A 20193-nucleotide genomic window follows, 5' to 3' on the forward strand; every position below is an offset into this window, starting at 1 on the left:
AGATGCTGCCGAATACGCAGGCTGAGCCTGTGCGGCATTTTACAGGGCAGAGAAATTACATCACCTGCTGAATCGCCCAGATGGCCAGCGCATGATCTTCATGAGAAGGCAGCCCGCTGACGGTCACCGCGCCAATCACTCCCCCGTTCCCCAGCAACAGTGGGAAGCTGCCACCGCTGTCGGTATAACGCTGTTGATCGAGGAATTTCATCTCAGACATCGGCGTCCCCTGGGCTTTATTCAGCTCCTGAGCGTAGAGTGAAGAGTGTGCATTGCGCAGTACGGTGTGGCGCTTACGGGCGATCCATTCCAGGTTCTCCGAGCTTGAACCACTGAGTGCGGTACTGAACAGCACCTGACCAAAGGCATACACTTCAATCGCAACCGGCATCTTTTCCGCTACGGCACGTTCACGCAGCAGGCTGCCAATTTTCCATGCGCTATCGAAATCAAACTGATTGACGCGTACGGTCGCTTCCTGCTCTAGCAGGGTTTCAAGGCTGGGAATCGCTGACATGGGTCTCTCCGGCAAAGGGTAATCAATCTGCCTTGCAGGGTAAATGACATTAACTTTTCATTAAATAAAAAAAGGAAATAAAAATTTTATTTGGGAGGGAGATCAAAAATTGAGATGCAACTGAGAGTAACAACGGGTCGCAGGCGACCCGTTGTCCGTATCAGCGAAAGACGCTGACGGCTTCAACCAGACGCTCGGCCTGATGCTTCATGCGTTGTGCGGCAAGCGCACCTTCACTGACCAGCGCGCTGTTATCATGCGTCAGGCGATCGAGTGCTTCTACCGCCTGGCCCACTTCACCCAGCCCGGTCCCTTGCTCGGCGGTGGCAACGCTAATCTGCTGCAACAGTTCAGTGACGTTCTGCACTTTTTCGACGATATCCCCAATGGCTTTCCCGGCTTCATGCACCTGTCCGGCACCGGATTGTACTTTCAGGTTACTGGCGGCAATCAGGTGGCGTATCTCGCTGGCAGCACCGGCGCTACGCTGAGCAAGATTTCGCACTTCGCCTGCCACCACGGCAAAGCCTTTGCCCTGCTCACCGGCGCGCGCTGCTTCCACTGCCGCATTCAACGCCAGAATGTTGGTCTGGAAAGCAATGCTGTCGATCAGGCCGGTAATGGTGGCAATCTGCCGTGAACTCTCGGCGATTTCGTCCATCGTCACCACCACATTTTGCATCACTTCACCGCCTTTGACGGCGGCACTGCTGGCGGTACGTGAGAACTGATTCGCCTGCTCGGTGCTCTCGCCGTTGCGCTGCACCGTGCTGGTCATCTGATTCATGGTGCTGGCCGTCTGCTGGACGCTGGCCGCCGTCTGCTCGGTGTGGCTGCTGATTTTGTCATTACCGCGTGCCAGTTCATCGCTGGCCCGGTGAACATCCAGCACCTGATCGCTGACGTCGTTTAATAACCAGCGGAACATCAGCCCCAACTGGCCGACCGCGCGTAGCGTGGTGCCAATCTCATCCACCCGATCGAGGTGGTTAACATGCGGGTTGGCCCCGGTCGCCACATTCAGCGCCTGACGACATACGGCGGCCAGTGGCCGGGCAATCTGACGTTGCAGCCAGGTATCCACCAGCAGCGCCATTAACGCTGAGAACAGGGTAAATCCGCCCAGCGCGGCCCCGCTTAATCCCGACACAAACGCTGCAGCCACCAGCGGCAGCCACAATGCCAGCACCGCACCGCGGATGCGCCAGCGCAGTGACATCGTTTTCAGTAGCGTCAGCCCGCTCAGCCAGCCCGTACGCACCAACAGCCCACGATGCAAACGCCAGCCCTTCATCCGCCCCTGATTCATTTTCTGATACAGCGCCTCAGCCGCGCGCACCTCTTCCGCTGAAGGCTTAATGCGCACAGACATATGCCCCTGAATTTCACCGTTGCGGATCACCGGCACCACATTGGCACGCACCCAGTAATGGTCACCGTTTTTACGTCGGTTCTTCACCAGTCCGGTCCAGGGCAGTCCCTGTTTCAGGGTGGCCCACATATCGGCAAATGCGGCTTGTGGCATATCAGGGTGACGAACGAGGTTATGGGGCTGGCCGTCGATTTCACTGCGGTCATAGCCACTCACCTCAATAAACGCGCTGTTGGCGTAGGTGATATAGCTAGCGGCATCGGTGGTGGTCATCAGGGTGGTATCGTCGTCGAGCAGGTATTCCTGCTGAGTCACGGGCTGGTGGGTGTGCATTATAACGACCTTGTTATGGTTGTATGAATTTTGCAGGTATTTAAGGAGGGGTTGTCGGCAGGATGTAACTAAAGCTTTAACAATTTTCATCTGATTTGTGCGACAGCACACAACTGTCGCATCATTTCACGGACGGGCAAACGCTTCACGCAACCAGTGGATAAATCCGCTAACCGCGCGCGGGACCTGTGCTGACCATGGGCGTACCACATACAGCATATCGGCAAAGGCACCCACGGCCTGCCACTGGGGCAGTAATTGCACCAAAGAGCCATCCTTTAGCGCCGCTTGAGCACTGAAGTCCGGCAGCAGCGCAATCCCCAGGCCTTCAAGGGCAGCATCGCGGATCGATTCACTGTTATTGGTGGCAAATGGCCCGCTGACATTCACCGCGATACGCTCACCGCCCGTCAGCGGCTGGAAACTCCAGCGCGGCGGTTCCACCCCGCGTGGATAGTAGAGGCACAGATGGTCACTCAGCGCCTGCGGACTGGCAGGATGACCGTAACGGGCAAGGTACGCCGGTGATGCCACCACGACGGCGTGAGTGTGGCACAGCGGCAGCGCCACATGGGTTTCCGGCAGGCTGTTACTGTGGCGGATGGCGAGATCAAACCCCTCACTTGCCAGCGACACCAGGCGGTCGGACACCTCCAGCTGCACACGCACCTGGGGATGCTCGCGCAGAAACGCGGTGATATGCGGCACCAGCTGCTGGCGCGCAAACGCCACGGGCGCCGTCACCCGCACCAGCCCGCGCAGGGGGCCGGCAGAATCGCGCACGCTGAAAAAGCTCTGTTCAATCTGGGCAAACGGCGCACGCAGATCGTCCACCAGTTTCTCTCCGGCGCTGGTCAGTCTTACGCTGCGCGTGGTGCGCGTCACCAGCGGCACCCCGGCCAGCTGCTCCAGCTCTTTGATCTTCTGCGACATCGCCGCCTTGCTCACTTCCAGCCGTTCAGCCGCCGCGGTAAAACTGCCCTGCTCGGCCAGCACCGTCAGCCAGTGCAGGTGATTCCATAACGCATCGGTCTTCAGCTCTTTCATGGTTATTGTTCACTATAGTAAATAATCAATTCAAGTATAGCGGTTTTTCCCAACGGAGATTGCGGGTAAATTGGTTTCCAGAGACAGACGCGGAGTCACCGCCGTCAGCCCATTTTCAGCAATGAATTCACTAACAATGTCGAGGTTTCCATGCCGTTACTGCAATTTGATGTCATTCAGGGTCGTTCAGAATCAGAGCTGAAAACACTGCTGGATGCTGCGCACCGTGCAGTCCTGGCGGCCTTTAACGTCCCCGAGCGCGATCGCTACCAGATTGTTCACGAAAACAAAGGTTATCAGATGGTATTTGAGGATACCGGCCTCGGGCTTCAGCGTACCGATAATCTGGTAATGGTGCGGGTTTTTACCAGCCCACGCAGCAGCGAGCAAAAACAGTTCTTTATGGCTGAGCTGTGCCGGGAGTTAAAAGAGAGCTGCGGCATTCTGCCTTCGGACGTGATGATCACCTTTATGACCAATGACAAAGGTGACTGGAGCTTCGGAAACGGCGAGGCACAATATTTGACGGGTGCGCTGTAAGGCACGTCAGACTGGCAGCAGCTCGTAGCGTTTTTTATACTCTCGCGGGCTGACACCAACATGCTGACGAAAGATGCGGGAAAAATAGAGCGCATCGTCATATCCCACCGTCAGGGCCACCTGGGCAATACTGAGATGGGTCGACTGCAAAAGATTACTGGCGCGGATGACCCTTTGTTGTTCACGCCAGGCAAAGATCGTCATCTTCATTTCACGTTTAAACAGATGGGCGACGCGCGACGGTGAAAGAAAGACCTGACGGGCCAGTTGCTCAATGGTCAGATCCTCAGCCAGGTGGTCGTTAAGATACTGGCACAGCGTACTAATACGCGGCTCAATGGTCTGATGGCTGCACAACGGTTGCCGCTGAAAACAGTCAATAATCAAGCGTTCCAGGGCATTCATCGCCAGTGCTTCCGCCAGCAAACCACTACGGCCATTCTGCTGAATCACTTCAAGGAACAGTCGCTGCGCCTGTTCACTCGGCTGGCCGAGTGGCAGGGAGGTGATGCCGATGCCATTGATCACCTGATCCCAGCGCAACCAGTCAAGCCAGTATGGCCGTGGCAGAAAGTAGATCCACAGATGATCCCAATGTTCATGATGTTCGGCGCGGCCATAATGATGCGCCACGCCGGGAGGAAACAGGAAAAGATCGTTCTCCCGGCTGGCAATATCGCGGCATCCGGCCCGAATGCGTCCCTCACCGCGCAGGGTCAGATGCAGGATATAGCCCTTCATGCCCTCCGGACGATTAATGTAGTAATCCAGTTTGCTGCCACGTGAAATGGGGGTAAAACCGGCCACCAGCCAGGCGCTGAAGGTAAAACTTTTCATCAAGGGTGAGTCATTCACCATATCCTGCTGATTGAGTTCCATAATTCTGCTCTGTTCACCGGTTACCCCACTGCCTCAGTCTCCCGGCGTAAATTGATAAATATGCACGCCCCAGGGATCGAGGCAAACCTCGGTTCCCGCGTTCACACGACCTCCGTGAAGCACGTCCTCTGCCGCCTGAGGCAGACTAAAGCGTATCGCCGTCGCTGAATAATTAAAACAGAACATCAGCGGGTTACCCGCTTTATTGATCGTTTTACGGGTAATCAGTGGGAACGTATACCCGACTGTTTCACCACTCAACCGCTGGACCAGGCGGGCAATCAGGGATTGCCCCGCAAGGAAGCCCAGATAGATCGCCCTGCCCGCACCATAGTCGGCTTCGGTGATCGCCGCATAGTCACCCCACGCCGGATGCTGATAGCGCGCCAGTACCTGCACACGCGGATCGTTATCCGGTGTCAACAGCTCCATCCACAGCTCTACCGGCTCATCCTGATCCAGTTGCAGATCGGAACAGCTGTTCAGTGTCACCTGCTGTGGCAGGGCGAACTGGCTGTAGCTGACGCGGCAGCTCTGGTTAAGAATCCCGGGCTGACGCTCTGTCCGCACTTTAACATGCTGATCGCTGAAGCCACTTTTGAAACCAATTAAGGCCTGACCGCCCGCCTCAATATAGCGGTTAATTCGCATCAACAGCGCATCATCGGCAGCATACAACGCAGGCACCACAATCACCCGGTAGCGTGCGCTCTCCACATCAACATCGTTGATAATGTCCACGCCAATATTCGCGTCGTAGAGTGCATCATAGAAACGGCGGAAAATATCGTTATAGACATTGGTCTGCGCATCTCCCGGCTTAAACCAGTTAAAGGCTTCCATCGCGGTATTGCTGACTAAAATCGCCACATCGTTTTCACAGCGCAGGGAATCCAGCGTGGCGGACAGACGGGCAAAATCAGCGCCAATCGTTTTAGCTTCAAGATAGGTGGGATTTGCTGAAAAATCATGACTTAACAGCCCTTTCCAGTATGTCTCAAACGAATTATGGATCGAATGCCAGTGCCAGTACGACACCATTTTGGCCCCGGAGGCAATATGGCTGAAGGCCTGCAAACGCAGCTGGCCGGGATACGGCGTCCACTGGGCGAAGCCCTGCGCCTGGGTTTCCAGCACCAGATAATTTGCCCCCTGCTTTAGCCCGCGCGTCACATCCCCACCAAAGGCAATCTCCCGCCCGGTCAGCTGTTGCTGGGAGGGATGGTAGATATCCACCCCGGCAATCGTGAGTGCTTCGGCCGCAGCAAAATGATCCACACGTGGCTGGATACCGTACGAGTAACCGCGCCACTCAAAATCAAAGTTATGAGTGATAAACTGCTCTGGCTGCTTATATTCGGCGACAATCCGGCTTTGCCAGGCGAGATAATCGGTCACTTTCTGACGCTGGAACGCAGCAAAGGCACTGCCCAGGCTGGCATTGATCGTACTCTCTGGCGGCGGGAAATCCTGCCAGTTATCAATGCGATTACTCCAGTAGTCCAGCCCGAAGTCGACATTCATCTGACGGATATCGGGGTAACGCCGTTGCAGGCTGTGAATAAACTGCTGCCGCATCTCCGGCCCGACGTTATCGTAGTGTTTGGTTTCGTTATCCAGCTGGTAGCCAATAATCGCCGGATGGTGCTGCACATGGTCCAGCAGCACACGGATGATGTTTTCGGCGTAACTCAGAAAAACCGGGCTGACAATATCCATAATCTGACGACGACCATACTTCTGCTGCCCGGAAACCGTGGTAACCATCACCTCCGGGTGTTTTTTCGCCAGCCAGGCAGGAATGGCGTAAGTCGGGGTGCCGATAATCACATGGATGCCTGCGTGCTGCATGGCATCCAGCACGCGATCAATATGCCTGAAGTTGTACTCCCCTTCCTGCGGCTCCAGCGTACTCCATGTCGATTCCGCGATACGCACCACATTGATTCCGGCATCAAGCATCATGGCGATATCTTTTTCCAGCCGCTCCTCCGGCATATATTCGTCGTAGTAAGCCACTCCGTAATAGAGTTGAGACATTTTCTCCCCCTTATTCAGTAATAATATGATTGCGGCGGGAAAACAAACGAGTGCCTTCCAGCGTGAAGAATGAAATAGCGGTAAACACCAGTGCAACGCTGCCAAGAATGATATAGCTATCAGCAAAGCCCATATTTTTGTACATATGACCAATACCGCTGGAGAGGAAAATTTCACTGAAGCGTTTAGAGAACTGGAACCCAATCAGATAAACCGTGGCAGATAACCAGGGATTAAAGTTGGCGATGATATATTTTAATCCCGCGACCAAAAATACCGAACTTTCGAAACCATGCAGCATTTTCACTGCGCTAATGGATACCGGTCCGACAGCATAAGCGGAACCAATAATACGCAGACTCATAATCAGACCACAGTAAATCAGTGCATTTTTAGGGCCTATTTTATTGACGAACCAGGGCGCAAAGAACATCACCACGGCATCGAGAAATATCTGCGCGGTGTACAGATAGCCAAATACTTCAGCGCCGCGCGCTTTAGACGAGAAAAAATGGCTGTAGTAGATGGCAAACTGCTGGTCGTAGGTCTCATACACGGCGCCCACGCCCACCATATAGAGGCAGAAAAACCAGAACTTACGCAGTTTTAGCAGGTTACGAACATCCTGCAACGTCACCGGTGTGCGGGGGGCGACAGCAGCGCTGGCAACGGCAGCCACCTTCGGATCGGTTTTCCAGACAATCAGCATCAGGGCAATCCCCCCTGCGCTGGCCATCCAGAAAATATAATCCTGGTTAATCCCGTACAGCTCGCCCGCCAGGAACGTCCCAATCGCAGCACCAATTCCGCCAAACATCCGGGCGCGGCCAAACTCAAAGCCGGTCATACGGCTGACTTTATCAATATAGGCTTCGCATACCCCACAGCCCGCACCAAATGCCAGGCCGATATACACACCCCCGGCAAATGCACCGAGGATCACATTATATTTTAACAGTGGAGCAAAGACCCAAATCCAGTAAGGAGCAAAAATCGTAATAATGATCGCCAGCATCCACATCAGATGCTTACGAAATACCAGACGATCGGCAACAAAACCAAACAGGGGTTGTACGCAGACAGAAACAATAGCGGTAAAGGAATAAACCAGCCCCACATCTGCATAATCAATGCCGATGGTATCGGTCAGCCACAATGAAAGATACGGATAACAACTGCCCCAGCCAATAAAGAAAAACAAAAAAAACAGGCAACACATCAAATAATTTTTTTCAATCTTAAACATGATGCACCTCTTCCATATGACGGCCTGATTACCGTTATGAGATGCGCTAACTTAACGCCAATTAATTCGACAAAGCAGGAGTGACACGCTGGCAACATAGAAAAATCTGCTGCTACCGAAAGGTTTGTGAGGTAACTCACGCCGGGGAGAGGAAAAACGCGTGGGAAAGCACACTGACGCCCCGGCTAATACCAGAGCGCCAGTAAAGACTTAGAAGTCGTAACGCAGACGGACCAGGTTCATATCACCCAGATCGTCGGTGCTGGAGGTAAACACGTGTTCATAATCAACACGGAAACCGTAATCCAGTTTAAAGGTCACCCCCACGCCGTTATCAATGCGCTGGTAATCACGCCCGGTGACATACTGCAGACGGTCGCCCATCACGTACGGCATCACAGACTTCAGGCCATAAGCGCCGACCGGCACGGTATAACCGGCGAGGTATTCCATCCCCCACGCGTTACCCGAAAAGTAGTTATTCACATCGGCTTTTTTGGTGGTGAGGAAGTTATCGTACCAGCCGCCACCGACGGTGAAGGTCCAGTTATCCGGCTGCCAGCTCAGCGCAGTACCTACGATGTTCTGATCGTACGTCTTCTCATCACTGTTGCCCGGATTGCGCATTTCGGCACGGGTGTAGTTCCACGCGGTGCCCCACGTCAGGTCTTTGGTGATGTGGTAATCCACACCCAGTGAGCCACCGCCTTCACGCTTGTAACGCAGGCCGTTGCCTGGCAGATAGTCGCTGTCAGAGAACAGGTAAGAGGCATAGACATCGGCATCGCCAAAGGTGTTTTTATATTTCAGCATTTTGCGTGAGCGGTAAGAACCGTCGTAATCGCCGTTAATGCCGTTACCCGGTGCCTGGCCTACCATGTCGTAATCCCAGATATCAGTTTTGGCCCCCACCACATCGTAATAAACGCTATTCTGCTGGCCGAAGGTCAACTGGCCCCAGGTATTACTTTTCAGGCCGGTATATAACATACGGCGCGAGGTATTATTTGCCCCCTCGGCATGATGATTATCCCAACCAACCAGCGCCGGAATATTGACACCCAGTTCGTAATAACTGATCCAGCTAATGTCATCAAACAGATAATAATCAGCGGCGAAGCGGAAACGGGTACCGCCATCAAAACCATTTCTTTTATAGGAACCTTTATCACCATCGCCGGTCATATTATTGAACTGAGGACGAATGCTGCCGCCCACGGTAAAATTCAGACGGCTTAAGGGGTCACCGGCCTGAGGGTCCTGCTTCAGTACGGTAATCTCAGCCTGGGCAGCAAATGAAGCACTGCCGACAATCAGCCCCAGACCAATGGCCTGAGTTAAAATGCGCATCTTTGTTAACATTTTTTATTCCTGCGTAATATAGTCAAATAAATAGCACAAAAATAGTAGCCTGAACCGAATTGAAAAAGACTCATCTGCTGTACTGTTTTGTGCTGTTTACGCCGAAAATAAATTAAGCAAACATTTCAAAGGGTAACTTTAGTCATATAATTAATCATATTGTGCTTTATTTTTGTTATTTTTATAAAATAGGTAGATATATCTGATTGATGCAGGGAATACAGAAAACATCTTTTCTCGTCATTCTTTCTCTGCACAGGCCGTTTTACGCTGCGGCGGCACCCGTTTTCTGAGCGGGAATCCGGCCAGACAATCGAAGAAGCTTCCCGGCAGTGGCCGGAATGTGTGAGCCAAATCTGATTTTTCTAATTATTTTCCCGACGGGGAAAAGGTTAACACTATTAATTTTCACGCCCCCTCGTTTCACCGTAACAGGCAACCCTGAGCCCGCCTGACCCGCAGCCACCTTGTCTCGCCGCGTATGTCGCCCTCACACATCAGCCGATCCGTCTGCACGCCCTGCTTATCAATTATTCGGATTTCGCCACATTAACTTAAACAAAGGCTAAACCACAGTGATCCAACCCCCTGTAACCTCACATTTTCCTGTCCACCTTGAATGTTGCCAGGGATAATTTGTTGCGTTAAATTAATTCGTTACATTTTTGATTCATCACTTCGCAGGCACCTGACAAGGATTGCGTCACAGACAGGGTAAAAATCGATCTCATGGTTTCAGAATGGTTATCGCTACTCTTTTTTACTGCATCAGCTTCTCTCTACGCATGGAAGGCGGGACGTCATAAGCTGTGGTTTTCTGCGGTGCTGGCTCTGCTCGGCATCTATATCATTCTTAATGCGTCCCTGTTTGCCAGTAACTATTTTACCGGTGAAGGCATTAATGACGCGGTGATTTATACGATTACCAGCAGCCTGAGCGGTGCCGGATTACAGAAGTATATTCTGCCGGCAGTCGGGCTATTAATAAGTTTATTCCTGGTTTTTTTATTATTATCCTGGGTATTACGACTGCGAAAAAGCCACAATTACAGTCAACTTTATAGTGCGCTGGCACTGTTGCTGGCGCTGGCATCGATAAAAACCACACCGGCGTATCAACAAGTGACTGCATTAATAAAGTCACAGGTCAGCAAAGGGGAGTCGGACTTTGACGCCCACTACAAAGTGCCGGGAAAAACCCTGCGCGGCGAGCGTCCGAACCTGGTCTATATCTACGCGGAGAGCCTGGAGCGCACCTACTTTGATGAAAACGCGTTCCCGAAACTGGCCCCGGAGCTGTCTGATATCAAAAACAGCGCGGTGGACTTCAGCAACACCGAACAGCTTCCCGGCACCGAATACACCATTGCCGGTATGGTGGCTTCGCAGTGCGGCATCCCGCTGTTTGCGCCGTTTGACGGCAACGCCTCCAGTTCACTGTCCAGCTTTTACCCGCAAAACATCTGCCTGGGTGACATTCTGAAGTCCTCTGGCTATCAGAACTATTTTTACCAGGGTGCCAGCCTGAGTTTTGCCGGAAAAGATCTGTTCCTGTCGTCCCACGGCTTCGACCATATGTATGGCTTTAAAGAGCTTTCAGGCGTGGTCAAAGACCCGAAATACCGTAATGACTGGGGCTGGTACGACGATACCGTGCTCGACATCGTGTTTGAGAAATACCTCGAACTGGCGCAAAAAAACCAGCCGTTCTCGCTGTTTGCCCTGACCGTGGATACTCATCATCCCGATGGATTTATCTCACGCAGCTGCCAGCGCAAGTCGTATCCGTTTGAAGGCAAAGAGAACAAATCCTTCGCCGCCGTGGCCTGCGGTCAGGAGCATATCGCAAAACTTATCGCGAAAATCCGTGCCACACCGTACTTTAAAAACACCATTATTGTCGTCAGCTCCGATCATCTGGCAATGAACAACACGGCGTTTAAATACCTGAATCAGCACGACCGCCGCGATCTGTTCTTTATGCTGCGCGGTGATGATGTCAGCAGCCGGATCATCAACGTTAAGCGCAGCACGCTGGATAACGGTGCCACGGTGCTGGATGCCATGGGCGGCGATAACTTTATCGGCCTGGGCCGCAGCAGCCTGTCGTCAACCTCACTTTCCACCACTTATCTCAATATCAAAGAGAAAATTAATCAGTGGAAGCCGGACGTGATCCAGCTGTGGAACTTCCCGAAAACGATCTCTGATTACAAAGTCGATACGGAGAAAAATACCTTTAGTTTCTCCGGCTCACATTTCAAGCTACCGCTGTTGCTCTCCGTGATGCCCGGCAAAATTGAACCGAAGTTCGATACCTGGCTTGCCACGCCACTGAAGCAGCAACTGGCAAAATTCGCGCCTGATGAAAAGTTTGTCTGGATTGATCGCTGCTACAAGATCGGCAGCGTGTGGGATGAGAAGCTGGCGATGCACAGCGGCCTGTGTGTGGCGAACGGTACGCTGAATACGTCCCCGACGATCTCAGAGGTTCAGGCGGGCGGTACGCTCGGCAAGATTACCTTCCCGGCGAAAACCGTATCGAGTGATGAACAATATCAGCGCAGCGTCACGCAATTACAGATTGCTGATGTCGACCTCAAGTATCGTTCTGACAGCATCCTGTTTAACCTGCCTGGCCTGCCACAGCAGGTACAGAAAGTGTCGGGTCTCTCCTACGTTGAGCCCTGGGGCCGCTGGTCCGATGCCAATCTGCTGCCACAGATTACCGTGCAGTATCTGGAGCCGTTACCTGCCGACTTTACGCTGACGCTGACCGCGCGTGCCTTTGGCGAGAATGCCCTGCGGCCGATCACCGTCAAGGTAGGCGAGTGGCAACAACAGGTCACTTTTGGCGAGCAGGATAGCACGCTGACGCTTCAGGTCAGCAATCCCGGGAAGGTGCGCGACATTGTGATCATACCTCCCGCGCCGGTGGAGTCCAGCGTGGGTGTTATTGATGGCTTTGCGGCCCGAAAACTGGGCGTTGGCCTTGTCAGTCTGCGGGTTACCCCGCAGCCCTGACAGGGCACGTTTTCTCCACAGGAAAAACTTGCAGATAAAATCAGAAAATCTACTATAAAGCGTTATCCATTTACTGACAGGGATGCACGCCCTTTGAAATCATCGCTTTATGCTTTTCTGCTGCTCCCTGCGCTGGCGCTGCCACTGCAAAGCCAGGCACAACCCAAGCCCGATCCGCTGCTGGCGTCGCAGACGGTCGAACGCTACGCCGACAATATTTTCTACAACACCAAAGCCAGCGGTATGGCAATGGTGGCGATTGATGCCAACCAGCGAATTTTTGTCAGCCGCGGAGTCACACGTCCCGGCAGTGCGCAACGACCGCAAAAAGATTCACTGGTGCGCATTGCCTCGCTCAGCAAGCTGATGACCAGCGAAGTGATGGTCAAACTGGCCGAAGAAGGCCGGCTTCAGCTTAACGATCCTCTGAGTAAATTCGCCCCGCCTGGCAGCAAGGTGCCCAGCTTTAACGGCCAGCCGATTCGCCTGATCAACCTGGCGACCCACACCAGCGCCTTACCGCGTGAGCAACCCGGCGGCAAAGCGAATCGCGCTGTGTTTACCTGGCCGACCAACAGTCAGCGCTGGAACTGGCTGCGCACCGCACAGCTTAAATGGGCGCCGGGTGAACGGGCAGGTTACTCTAACCTCGGCTTTGACCTGCTGGGTGATGCGCTGGCCCGCGCCGGGGGCAAACCCTATCCTGCGCTGTTGCAGGAAAAAGTCACCCGTCCCCTGGGGATGAAAGACACCACCTTTACGCCTTCTCCTGAGCAGTGTGGCCGTCTGATGATCCCGGCCAAAAGCCCAAGCCCGTGCAATAACTCGCTGGCAGCCATCGGCAGCGGCGGCGTTTACTCCACACCGGATGATATGGGCCGTTGGATGCAGCAGTTCCTCGCCTCTGATGTTCACAGCCGCAGCCCACAGGCAGACCGTCTGCAAACCATGATTTATCAGCGCAGTCAGTTAACCAAAGTCGATGGGATGGATGTACCGGGCCGCGCCGATGCACTGGGAATGGGTTGGGTGTATATGGCACCGCGTGACGGCCGCCCTGGCATTATTGAAAAAACCGGCGGCGGCGGCGGTTTCATCACCTATATGGCGATGGTGCCGCAGTACAGTGTCGGGGTATTTATCGTGGTCGCCCGCTCACCGGAGACCCGTTTTACACCGATGAGTGACGGCGTAAACAACCTGCTGACCGAACTGATTGGCAACACCTCTGGCAGTGCCCAGCTGGCCGCCAGCATTATGGCTAACTGATCCCTTCCCTGCGACAGACGCTGTTACGCCAGCGCCTGTCGCGGGACATCTGCAATTTGCGAGACGTTTAATCCTGTCTGAGCTCATCCCCAGGTACTGACTGAGGCTGACTGTGTTCCTCGACCTGCAACGGCGTCACATGATGCCGTCTGGGGGTTCTCAACAACTGTTCACGCGCCAGCAGTTGCCCACGTTTATCGTAATACCGACTGGGCCAGATCTCCGACGGATGGATTCCCAGTGCAGCGGCAATAATGAACTCCCCTTTTGGCCAGGGCCTTTTCAGGGCATTAGCCAGTGTTCCCGAACATAATCCTACCTTGCGGGATAACTCCGCCAGCGATGTCTGCCGTTTCTTGATCGCCGCGATGATATCGGCGGGGTGCATATCAGTTTTTTTCTTCATGCCTTCCTCTGCTTGTAAGCCAACTCCTGTTATCTTCCAAATTCAACACTAAGCAATACTTAGTACATTTTACACGAGCAGCTAAGAGAATCCTGTTAATTATTCAGAAGTCAGGATCGACATGCTGCCACATCGTTTGAAAGAAGCCCGGGTAAGGAAAGGGATATCACAACAGAAGCTTGGTGTTTTAGCAGGGATTGACGAAGCTACCGCCAGCGCACGGATGAACCAATATGAGCGCGGTATACACGTCCCTGACTTTGAACTGATGTGCCGCCTGGCTGAAGTTCTGAGTGTTCCTTCCTGCTATTTTTACACGGTTGAAGATGAACTGGCCGAGCTGGTGCGTTTGTGGCATCCTGAGACCAAAAAACCTTAATCCCGTGCCCGCCCTGCCTTACAATCTCTGGTTATAACGCCACCCTTTTTATCATAAGCCCCGACATTGACTCCGTGCCTCGTTTGCGGTTGTTTGTTACGCCTTCAGCTTATTGAAATTAAGGAAAATAACGTGGATCTTACCCTGAGCCGTACTGTCAAAACTGCCGCGCTGATGCTGGCTATTCTGCTCGCAGGCTGTGACCAGAAAAATAACGATGCCCACACGATTAAAGTCGGTGTGATCAACGGCGCTGAACAGGATGTGGCCGAAGTAGCCAAAGCCGTGGCGAAAGAGAAGTACGGGCTGGAGGTGGAACTGGTGGGATTCAGCGGTTCACTGCTGCCGAATGACCCCACGGCGCACGGCGATCTCGATGCCAACGTGTTCCAGCATCGTCCGTTCCTCGAACAGGACAACAAGGCCAAAGGCACCACCCTGGTCGCGGTAGGGAATACCTTTGTTTTCCCGATGGCGGGCTATTCGAAAAAAATCAAACAGATTAGCGAGCTGAAAGACGGTGATACCATCGCCATTCCGAACGACCCGACCAACCTCGGGCGTGCGCTGCTGCTGCTGCAGAAAGAGAAGCTGGTCACGCTGAAAGCGGATACCGGACTGTTGCCAACGGCGGTGGATATTACGGCCAACCCGCTGCATCTGAAGATTATGGAAATGGAAGGCGCGCAGCTGCCGCGCGTGCTGGATGACGCTCAGGTGACCGTGGCGATTATCAGCACCACCTACCTGCAACAAACTGGCCTGAACCCGGTACGCGACAGCGTATTTATCGAGGATAAACAGTCGCCGTACGTCAATATCATCGTGACCCGTGAAGACAATAAAGACGCGCCAAACGTGCGTGACTTTATCAAATCCTACCAGTCACCTGAAGTGGCGGCCGCGGCGGATAAGATCTTCAACGGTGGTGCGGTAGCGGGCTGGTAAGCGGAAAGCGTCAACCACGCGGTAAGCCGCATGGTTGACGTATTACTCAGTGCAATAACCACTTCGCATGGAGAGCGATCGCCGCCGGGCGGATCGCCTCAATGCTCTGCTCGTACGCTTCCGGCGTCAGCGTTTCCAGCTGGGAGAGGTTTTCTTCCTCGCCGTGCAGGGCAATCGCCGCCAGCGCAGGCTGCAAGGTGGCCGGCAGTGACGACCAGTCGCCCAGCGCCACGCCTTTCAGATAACCGCAACACCAGTCTTCCACCACGACAAACTCCTGATCGTCCACCGTGTTCAGGCCAAACAACGGCTCAAACTGGTCAGGATATTCATTCAGGCGGTCCGCGATATCGTTCATATGCTGGGCGATGAGATCCATAAACTGCTCAAACTCTTCATCCGACTCCCATTCCGGGTCATTCTCTTCGCCACCCCAAATCAGCGGCAGCCAGACCTGCGGCTCAACCAGCACCGGACCGGAGAGAATAGCGGTGAACAGGCCATCCAGTTCAGAGGCATCCACCACCGACTCTTCGCTGCCATATTTGATTAAGACATCGTCCAGCCATTCCAGCTCTTCTTCCGTCAATGGTCCTTGTTGCATGCTGTTACCTCGCTACGCATATCGGTTTTCACCCGGCGTTTACCGGTTTATGGGGGGTATTTTGGTTGCCAGGCAGGGAAAAAGCCACCGCCATCACGTTATATTTGCGGTTAACGCGGTGGCGTGCTCACCCTGCCCGATGGCATCCAGGCTGAGGCCGTGCGTTTTTACTGGATCTGCGCGGCGGTTCAGGCTATTAACATCCGGTAAAAATATTCCAATGGATACACCATGAGACGGATAGCGTTACTCTGCTTTACCCTTTCCCTGGGCGCCCATGCGGCGAGTTTTGACTGCACCAAAGCCAGCAGCGTCAGCGAGAAACTGATCTGCACCACGCCTGCCCTGTCCCAGGCTGACGACCAGTTGGCAAAGGTTTACCGCGAGGCCAAAACCGCCAGCGGCAACAGCAGTGAATTCCGGCAGATGACCAAAGAGAACTGGGCGCTGCGCGAGCAGTGCAAGACCGCCGCCTGCCTGAGCGAGTGGTACAGCCGTTCACAGCAAAAATATGTGGCGCTGACCACTCCGCCCCCCACCGCCTGCCCGGAAGAAGGCACTGAAGTGACGCTGACAGGTAAGCTGCTGCGCATCACCTTCCCCGGCCCGCCGAACTACGAGAGCGTTGAACAAGGCGATGAAGCCGAGGTTTACTGGGTATTGCAGGCGGATAAGCCAGTGTGTGCGGATGATGCTGCTAACTGGGGAGACCAGGCACAGATGCAACTGCTGGTGCAGGCAGGCATGTATAAAACCCATCGCCACCTGATCGGCCAGCGCGTGCGCGTTAACGGTTCACTGCTGTTTGCCGAGACGGGTCATCACCATACGCCGATGATGATTGGGGTAGGGAAACTGGAGGCGGAATAGTCTCCCGGCGCGCATAAAACGCGGTTATCGCCTATCGTTGAGCAACCCTCCCCAAAACGGAGTTTGACTATGTCACCGCTATTCGTCCCTGCGAGTCATTTCAGTATTGTGCAACTCAGTGACATTATGACCACCTGCTTTCAGCAGTATGTCGTACCGCTGTCGGTCACCCCGGACTATTTCGCCGCGCGCTTCTGTTCCGAAGGGCTGAATTTCACTGAGTCATTGGTGTGGATGCAGGGAGAGCAGCCGATCGCCATTGCGCTGGTCACGACCCGAGGCCTACGGGCACGCATCGCCGCCTTTGCGCTGCACCCGGACGCTCGCGGCAACGGGCTGGCGAAGCCAATGATGCTGGCGCTGTTATCCCGGCTGGCTGAAAAAAACTATGTTCAGGTTGCGCTGGAAGTGATTGCTGAAAACCGTGCGGCGGTGGCGCTTTACCAGGCGCTGGGCTTTGAAACCCGGCAGACACTGCTGGGCTTTACGGGTCAGGAGTCACCCAACGGCCCGACAAGCCCGCTGCCCATCGCCACTACCGACGCGTTGTTACGTGCTATCTGGCGCGCCCCGCAGAATGAGATCCCGTGGCTGCTGGACCCTCTCTCCTTTCCCGCGTTGCCCTGCCAGGTGGTTCGCGATGGCGAGCAGGCATGGGCCGTGATTGACTGGCTGACGGGTGCCCCGCAGTTGCGCTATTTGTTTGTCGAGCCCGATTTCCGCCATCAGGGGCGGGCCCGTACGATACTGGGTAAGATAAATGCGCACTATCCGGGGATCCGCACGCCGGTGTCTGTGCCGGAAAGGTTTGCCCCGTTGTTTATTCAGGCGGGGTATCAGCAGGTGGCATTACAGCAGTATGAGATGGTGAGCAGTCTGGATAAATAACCTCCCCTGAGCGGGGAGGCTCGGCATCAGTCAGGATTGAGAAATCAGCGCTTAACACTGTCGATAAAGGTTTTGCGTGCCGTTTTCGAGCCCAGACGCTCCGCTTCATCCAGCAGTTTCAATGCCTTATCAACATCACCCGCTTTGACTGCTTTCGAAATCGCGTCATTAAAGTAGCGTTCAGAATCGTCGAGCATCGGTGCGTCCGGCTTCGTCACGGCTGGCGCCGCTGCCGGAGCTGTCCTGCCGACCATGACAGGTGCCGCCGCCGGGGCCGATGACGGGAAGACCTGACCAATCATCACGTTGCCACTCTTCTGCTCGGCAGACACTTTGAGGCTCAGCAACCCCGTTGTCGTATGGCGGGCAATCGGGTCCGGGATATCCGGCACAGCGTTACCCACGCCCGCCGCATAGGCTTTCGCCGGGTTCACCATCTGCGTTGTCTCTGCCAGATCTTGACGCGTGGTATACACCAGCAGGTAAATTTGTTTTTGACCCAGCGCAGGCGTCAGTTTCAGTGTGCCTTCCAGACGATCGCTGGAAACAATGCCCGGCTGCTGATACGGGAAGTAGCTGGAGGGGTAGAAAGCCGCCGGACGCATCTGTTCATCCAGCACTAATACATTCGGTGCATACACCGTTTTCCCCGTCGCAATACTGCTCAGGGTGATTTCAAGCGATCCCCGGTCGGCAGGCAGTGCAAAGGCCGCAACGGCCCCCTGAATATCCCCCTGATTAATCGTGGCGCTGGCAGTGCCGAGCGTCACATCCTGCGTCACTGGCGGCACCAGCGGCGTCCATGAAAGCGTGTGTAAGGTCTGGCTCGCGATCGCCGGTGCGGTACTGGCATCCTGCTGCGCGGCGTAAACCCCGGCAGGCAACGCCGCCAGCAGGCTCAGCGACAAACACAGTGACAGCAGATTTTTTCTCATGGTTGTTTCCTTTTGATCACCTGAAGGCTGGCGGCTATCCACTGATATACCGCCAGCCAGCGCTTCTTAGCTCATGTTGAACGCGGCTTTTTCCAAACTGTTTCGTGTTGCTGGAAGGCGGCAAGCGGCCAAGTCCCCGGGAGCGTAGATCACTACGTGACCGGGGCGAGGCCGCGCAGCCAACGCATCAGCAGCGCGAAACAGGAAGGAAAAAGTTACCACCAGATTTCCATTTGCGCGCCGAAGGTCACCTCATCATCATTGCCACGGCTGAAAGTACGCGCACTGGTGTCATTCATCGCTAACCCATTGCTGGTGCCGGTATCCGTGTCATAACCCCACTTCTCATCCCAGTTCGCATAGGTGGCGAACACGCGGATGGCCGGGCGTGACCAGATGCTGTTACCCGCCTGCCATTGCTGGGCCAGGGTCACTTTGTACTGGCCGTTACGATCGCCGGTGCGCTGGGACTTCACGTTGTCGTAACCGACTTCCAGCAGGGTGCTCATGATCGGCGTCCATTTGTACATTGGACGCATGCCCACGGTGTACCAGGTGGTGCCGTTGTTGTTATCACGGTCAACGTCCTGATACATGCCCACATACATCAGGCTCCAGGTGTCGTTGAAATCAATCGCACCGTGGTCGAGCACGCGCACCATGCTGCCGTTGTTGTTGATCGCCGAGCCGTTAGAGTGGCCGTTTGCCGCGCCCTGGCCCGGATCGGTCATCGAGTCTGCCGCATACTGCAACACAAACTTGTTGAAGCCGTTATAGATACTCTGCGTGTGTTCTGCCGTCAGCAACCAGCCGTCTTTGGTGGCATCGTTCGCCAGGGAGTAGCCATCACGCGCATTAGCACGTCCGTAATCCACGCCCAACTCCAGCACGCCGCCGGGGTTAGTATTCAGCCCGGCAAGACGCACGTCGAACACGTCATTCGAGGTGGCCACTTCATTACGCTGGTCGGCGATATAGCCGAACGACCCGCCGCTTTCGGTGTTACGCGTTGCCGCCAGAGACAACTTACCAAAGCCCAGATCGATATCTTCCAGACCGGCACCCGGGCCGGAAATATCCCAGTAGTAGAAGTCGATCATGTGGACGTCATGACGCTGATAGAAGCGCTTACCGGCCCACATGGTAGAACCTGGCAGCCATTCGATCAGGTTTTTCCCTTTCACATTCGCTTCGCGGAAAGCCGGATCGGTTGACTCCCAGTCATTCTGCTGTGAAACGGAATAGGCCACGTTGGTATCGAAGTAGAAGCTCTTGTCCCCTTCTTTCCACACTTCCTGGCCCAGTTTTAATTCTGCATAGGTTTCGCACTCGTTACCCAGACGGTATTTGCTGTCTGCCCCGGTCGCTTTGAAGCACTGCTGCTCGCCGCCGCTGCCGGACCAGCCAATGCCCGAACGCGCATAACCGGTAAAATCAACCGCCATCGCTTGTGTAGAAAGGATACCGGCAGCCACTGCCAGCGACAGGGAAGCAATACGCATTGTTCTCATCATTTTCTCCTGTAGGGGATCGC

The 20193-nt window shown here is 54.4% G+C and carries 18 protein-coding genes; 7 read left to right on the top strand and 11 right to left on the bottom strand.

All coding sequences use genetic code 11. From position 1 onward, the window contains the following. Positions 1-55: 55 nt before the first annotated feature. From HHI26_RS08140 to HHI26_RS08150, 3 genes are all read right to left on the bottom strand, one after another. The gene (locus tag HHI26_RS08140) at positions 56-517 is read right to left on the bottom strand and encodes a heme-degrading domain-containing protein (protein ID WP_133843888.1); all 462 of its coding nucleotides are present in this window, start codon (positions 515-517) and stop codon (positions 56-58) included. Between the two features lie 160 nt (positions 518-677). After that, complete coding sequence (locus HHI26_RS08145; protein WP_133843890.1) at positions 678-2222, bottom strand: PAS domain-containing methyl-accepting chemotaxis protein; 1545 nt, start codon at positions 2220-2222, stop codon at positions 678-680. A 126-nt stretch (positions 2223-2348) separates the two neighbouring features. Continuing rightward, positions 2349-3269, bottom strand: coding sequence for a LysR family transcriptional regulator (locus tag HHI26_RS08150; RefSeq protein WP_133843892.1), 921 nt, complete (start codon positions 3267-3269; stop codon positions 2349-2351). A gap of 150 nt (positions 3270-3419) precedes the next feature. Between HHI26_RS08150 and HHI26_RS08155 the strand changes: the two genes are divergently transcribed. Further along, positions 3420-3809 carry a tautomerase family protein gene (locus HHI26_RS08155; RefSeq protein WP_133843894.1) on the top strand — a complete coding sequence of 130 codons (390 nt, stop codon included), beginning with the start codon at positions 3420-3422 and terminating at the stop codon, positions 3807-3809. Between the two features lie 6 nt (positions 3810-3815). Here the strand turns inward: HHI26_RS08155 and araC are convergent, their stop codons facing one another. The 4 genes from araC to HHI26_RS08175 all read right to left on the bottom strand — a co-directional run bounded on the left by araC (position 3816) and on the right by HHI26_RS08175 (position 9336). Then, entirely contained in the window at positions 3816-4688 is an 873-nt protein-coding gene (araC, locus tag HHI26_RS08160) for an arabinose operon transcriptional regulator AraC (RefSeq protein WP_167863416.1), read from the bottom strand. Between the two features lie 33 nt (positions 4689-4721). Further along, positions 4722-6728 carry a beta-galactosidase gene (locus tag HHI26_RS08165; RefSeq protein ID WP_159337347.1) on the bottom strand — a complete coding sequence of 669 codons (2007 nt, stop codon included), beginning with the start codon at positions 6726-6728 and terminating at the stop codon, positions 4722-4724. A 10-nt stretch (positions 6729-6738) separates the two neighbouring features. After that, positions 6739-7974, bottom strand: a complete 1236-nt coding sequence (locus HHI26_RS08170; RefSeq protein ID WP_171148883.1) for an oligosaccharide MFS transporter — start codon at positions 7972-7974, stop codon at positions 6739-6741. 210 nt (positions 7975-8184) lie between these two features. After that, positions 8185-9336 carry an autotransporter domain-containing protein gene (locus HHI26_RS08175; RefSeq protein ID WP_171148884.1) on the bottom strand — a complete coding sequence of 384 codons (1152 nt, stop codon included), beginning with the start codon at positions 9334-9336 and terminating at the stop codon, positions 8185-8187. A 729-nt stretch (positions 9337-10065) separates the two neighbouring features. On the opposite strand from HHI26_RS08175, the gene opgB reads away from it, so the two are divergent. Continuing rightward, a complete protein-coding gene (opgB, locus tag HHI26_RS08180) occupies positions 10066-12360 on the top strand; it encodes a phosphatidylglycerol--membrane-oligosaccharide glycerophosphotransferase (protein ID WP_171148885.1) in 2295 nt (764 codons plus the stop codon). 93 nt (positions 12361-12453) lie between these two features. Continuing rightward, on the top strand, positions 12454-13629 hold the full coding sequence (ampH, locus tag HHI26_RS08185; protein ID WP_133843905.1) for a D-alanyl-D-alanine-carboxypeptidase/endopeptidase AmpH: 1176 nt from the start codon (positions 12454-12456) through the stop codon (positions 13627-13629). 67 nt (positions 13630-13696) lie between these two features. Here the strand turns inward: ampH and HHI26_RS08190 are convergent, their stop codons facing one another. Continuing rightward, positions 13697-14035, bottom strand: a complete 339-nt coding sequence (locus HHI26_RS08190) for a helix-turn-helix transcriptional regulator (RefSeq protein WP_133843907.1) — start codon at positions 14033-14035, stop codon at positions 13697-13699. 121 nt (positions 14036-14156) lie between these two features. On the opposite strand from HHI26_RS08190, the gene HHI26_RS08195 reads away from it, so the two are divergent. Both HHI26_RS08195 and nlpA read left to right on the top strand, forming a co-directional pair. Further along, positions 14157-14414 (top strand): helix-turn-helix transcriptional regulator, encoded by a 258-nt coding sequence (locus HHI26_RS08195; RefSeq protein ID WP_133843910.1) that lies wholly within the window; start codon positions 14157-14159, stop codon positions 14412-14414. A 144-nt stretch (positions 14415-14558) separates the two neighbouring features. After that, positions 14559-15362, top strand: a complete 804-nt coding sequence (gene nlpA / locus HHI26_RS08200; protein ID WP_259151110.1) for a lipoprotein NlpA — start codon at positions 14559-14561, stop codon at positions 15360-15362. Positions 15363-15408: 46 nt separating this feature from the next. On the opposite strand, the gene HHI26_RS08205 is transcribed toward nlpA, so the two are convergent. After that, the gene (locus HHI26_RS08205) at positions 15409-15966 is read right to left on the bottom strand and encodes a YecA family protein (RefSeq protein ID WP_133843914.1); all 558 of its coding nucleotides are present in this window, start codon (positions 15964-15966) and stop codon (positions 15409-15411) included. A 231-nt stretch (positions 15967-16197) separates the two neighbouring features. Here HHI26_RS08205 and HHI26_RS08210 point away from each other — a divergent pair, with 231 nt between their 5' ends. Beyond that, a complete protein-coding gene (locus HHI26_RS08210) occupies positions 16198-16836 on the top strand; it encodes a DUF4431 domain-containing protein (protein ID WP_171148886.1) in 639 nt (212 codons plus the stop codon). A 69-nt stretch (positions 16837-16905) separates the two neighbouring features. Then, positions 16906-17724, top strand: a complete 819-nt coding sequence (locus tag HHI26_RS08215) for a GNAT family N-acetyltransferase (RefSeq protein WP_171148887.1) — start codon at positions 16906-16908, stop codon at positions 17722-17724. A 44-nt stretch (positions 17725-17768) separates the two neighbouring features. On the opposite strand, the gene malM is transcribed toward HHI26_RS08215, so the two are convergent. Together malM and HHI26_RS08225 are read right to left on the bottom strand one after the other, a co-directional pair. After that, complete coding sequence (gene malM / locus HHI26_RS08220; RefSeq protein ID WP_167863412.1) at positions 17769-18659, bottom strand: maltose operon protein MalM; 891 nt, start codon at positions 18657-18659, stop codon at positions 17769-17771. A 215-nt stretch (positions 18660-18874) separates the two neighbouring features. Further along, a complete protein-coding gene (locus tag HHI26_RS08225; RefSeq protein WP_133844238.1) occupies positions 18875-20170 on the bottom strand; it encodes a maltoporin in 1296 nt (431 codons plus the stop codon). Positions 20171-20193: the final 23 nt, after the last annotated feature.

The sequence above is a fragment of the Erwinia sp. JH02 genome (genome assembly GCF_013074405.1).
GTDB classification, from domain to species: Bacteria; Pseudomonadota; Gammaproteobacteria; order Enterobacterales; family Enterobacteriaceae; genus Erwinia; species Erwinia rhapontici.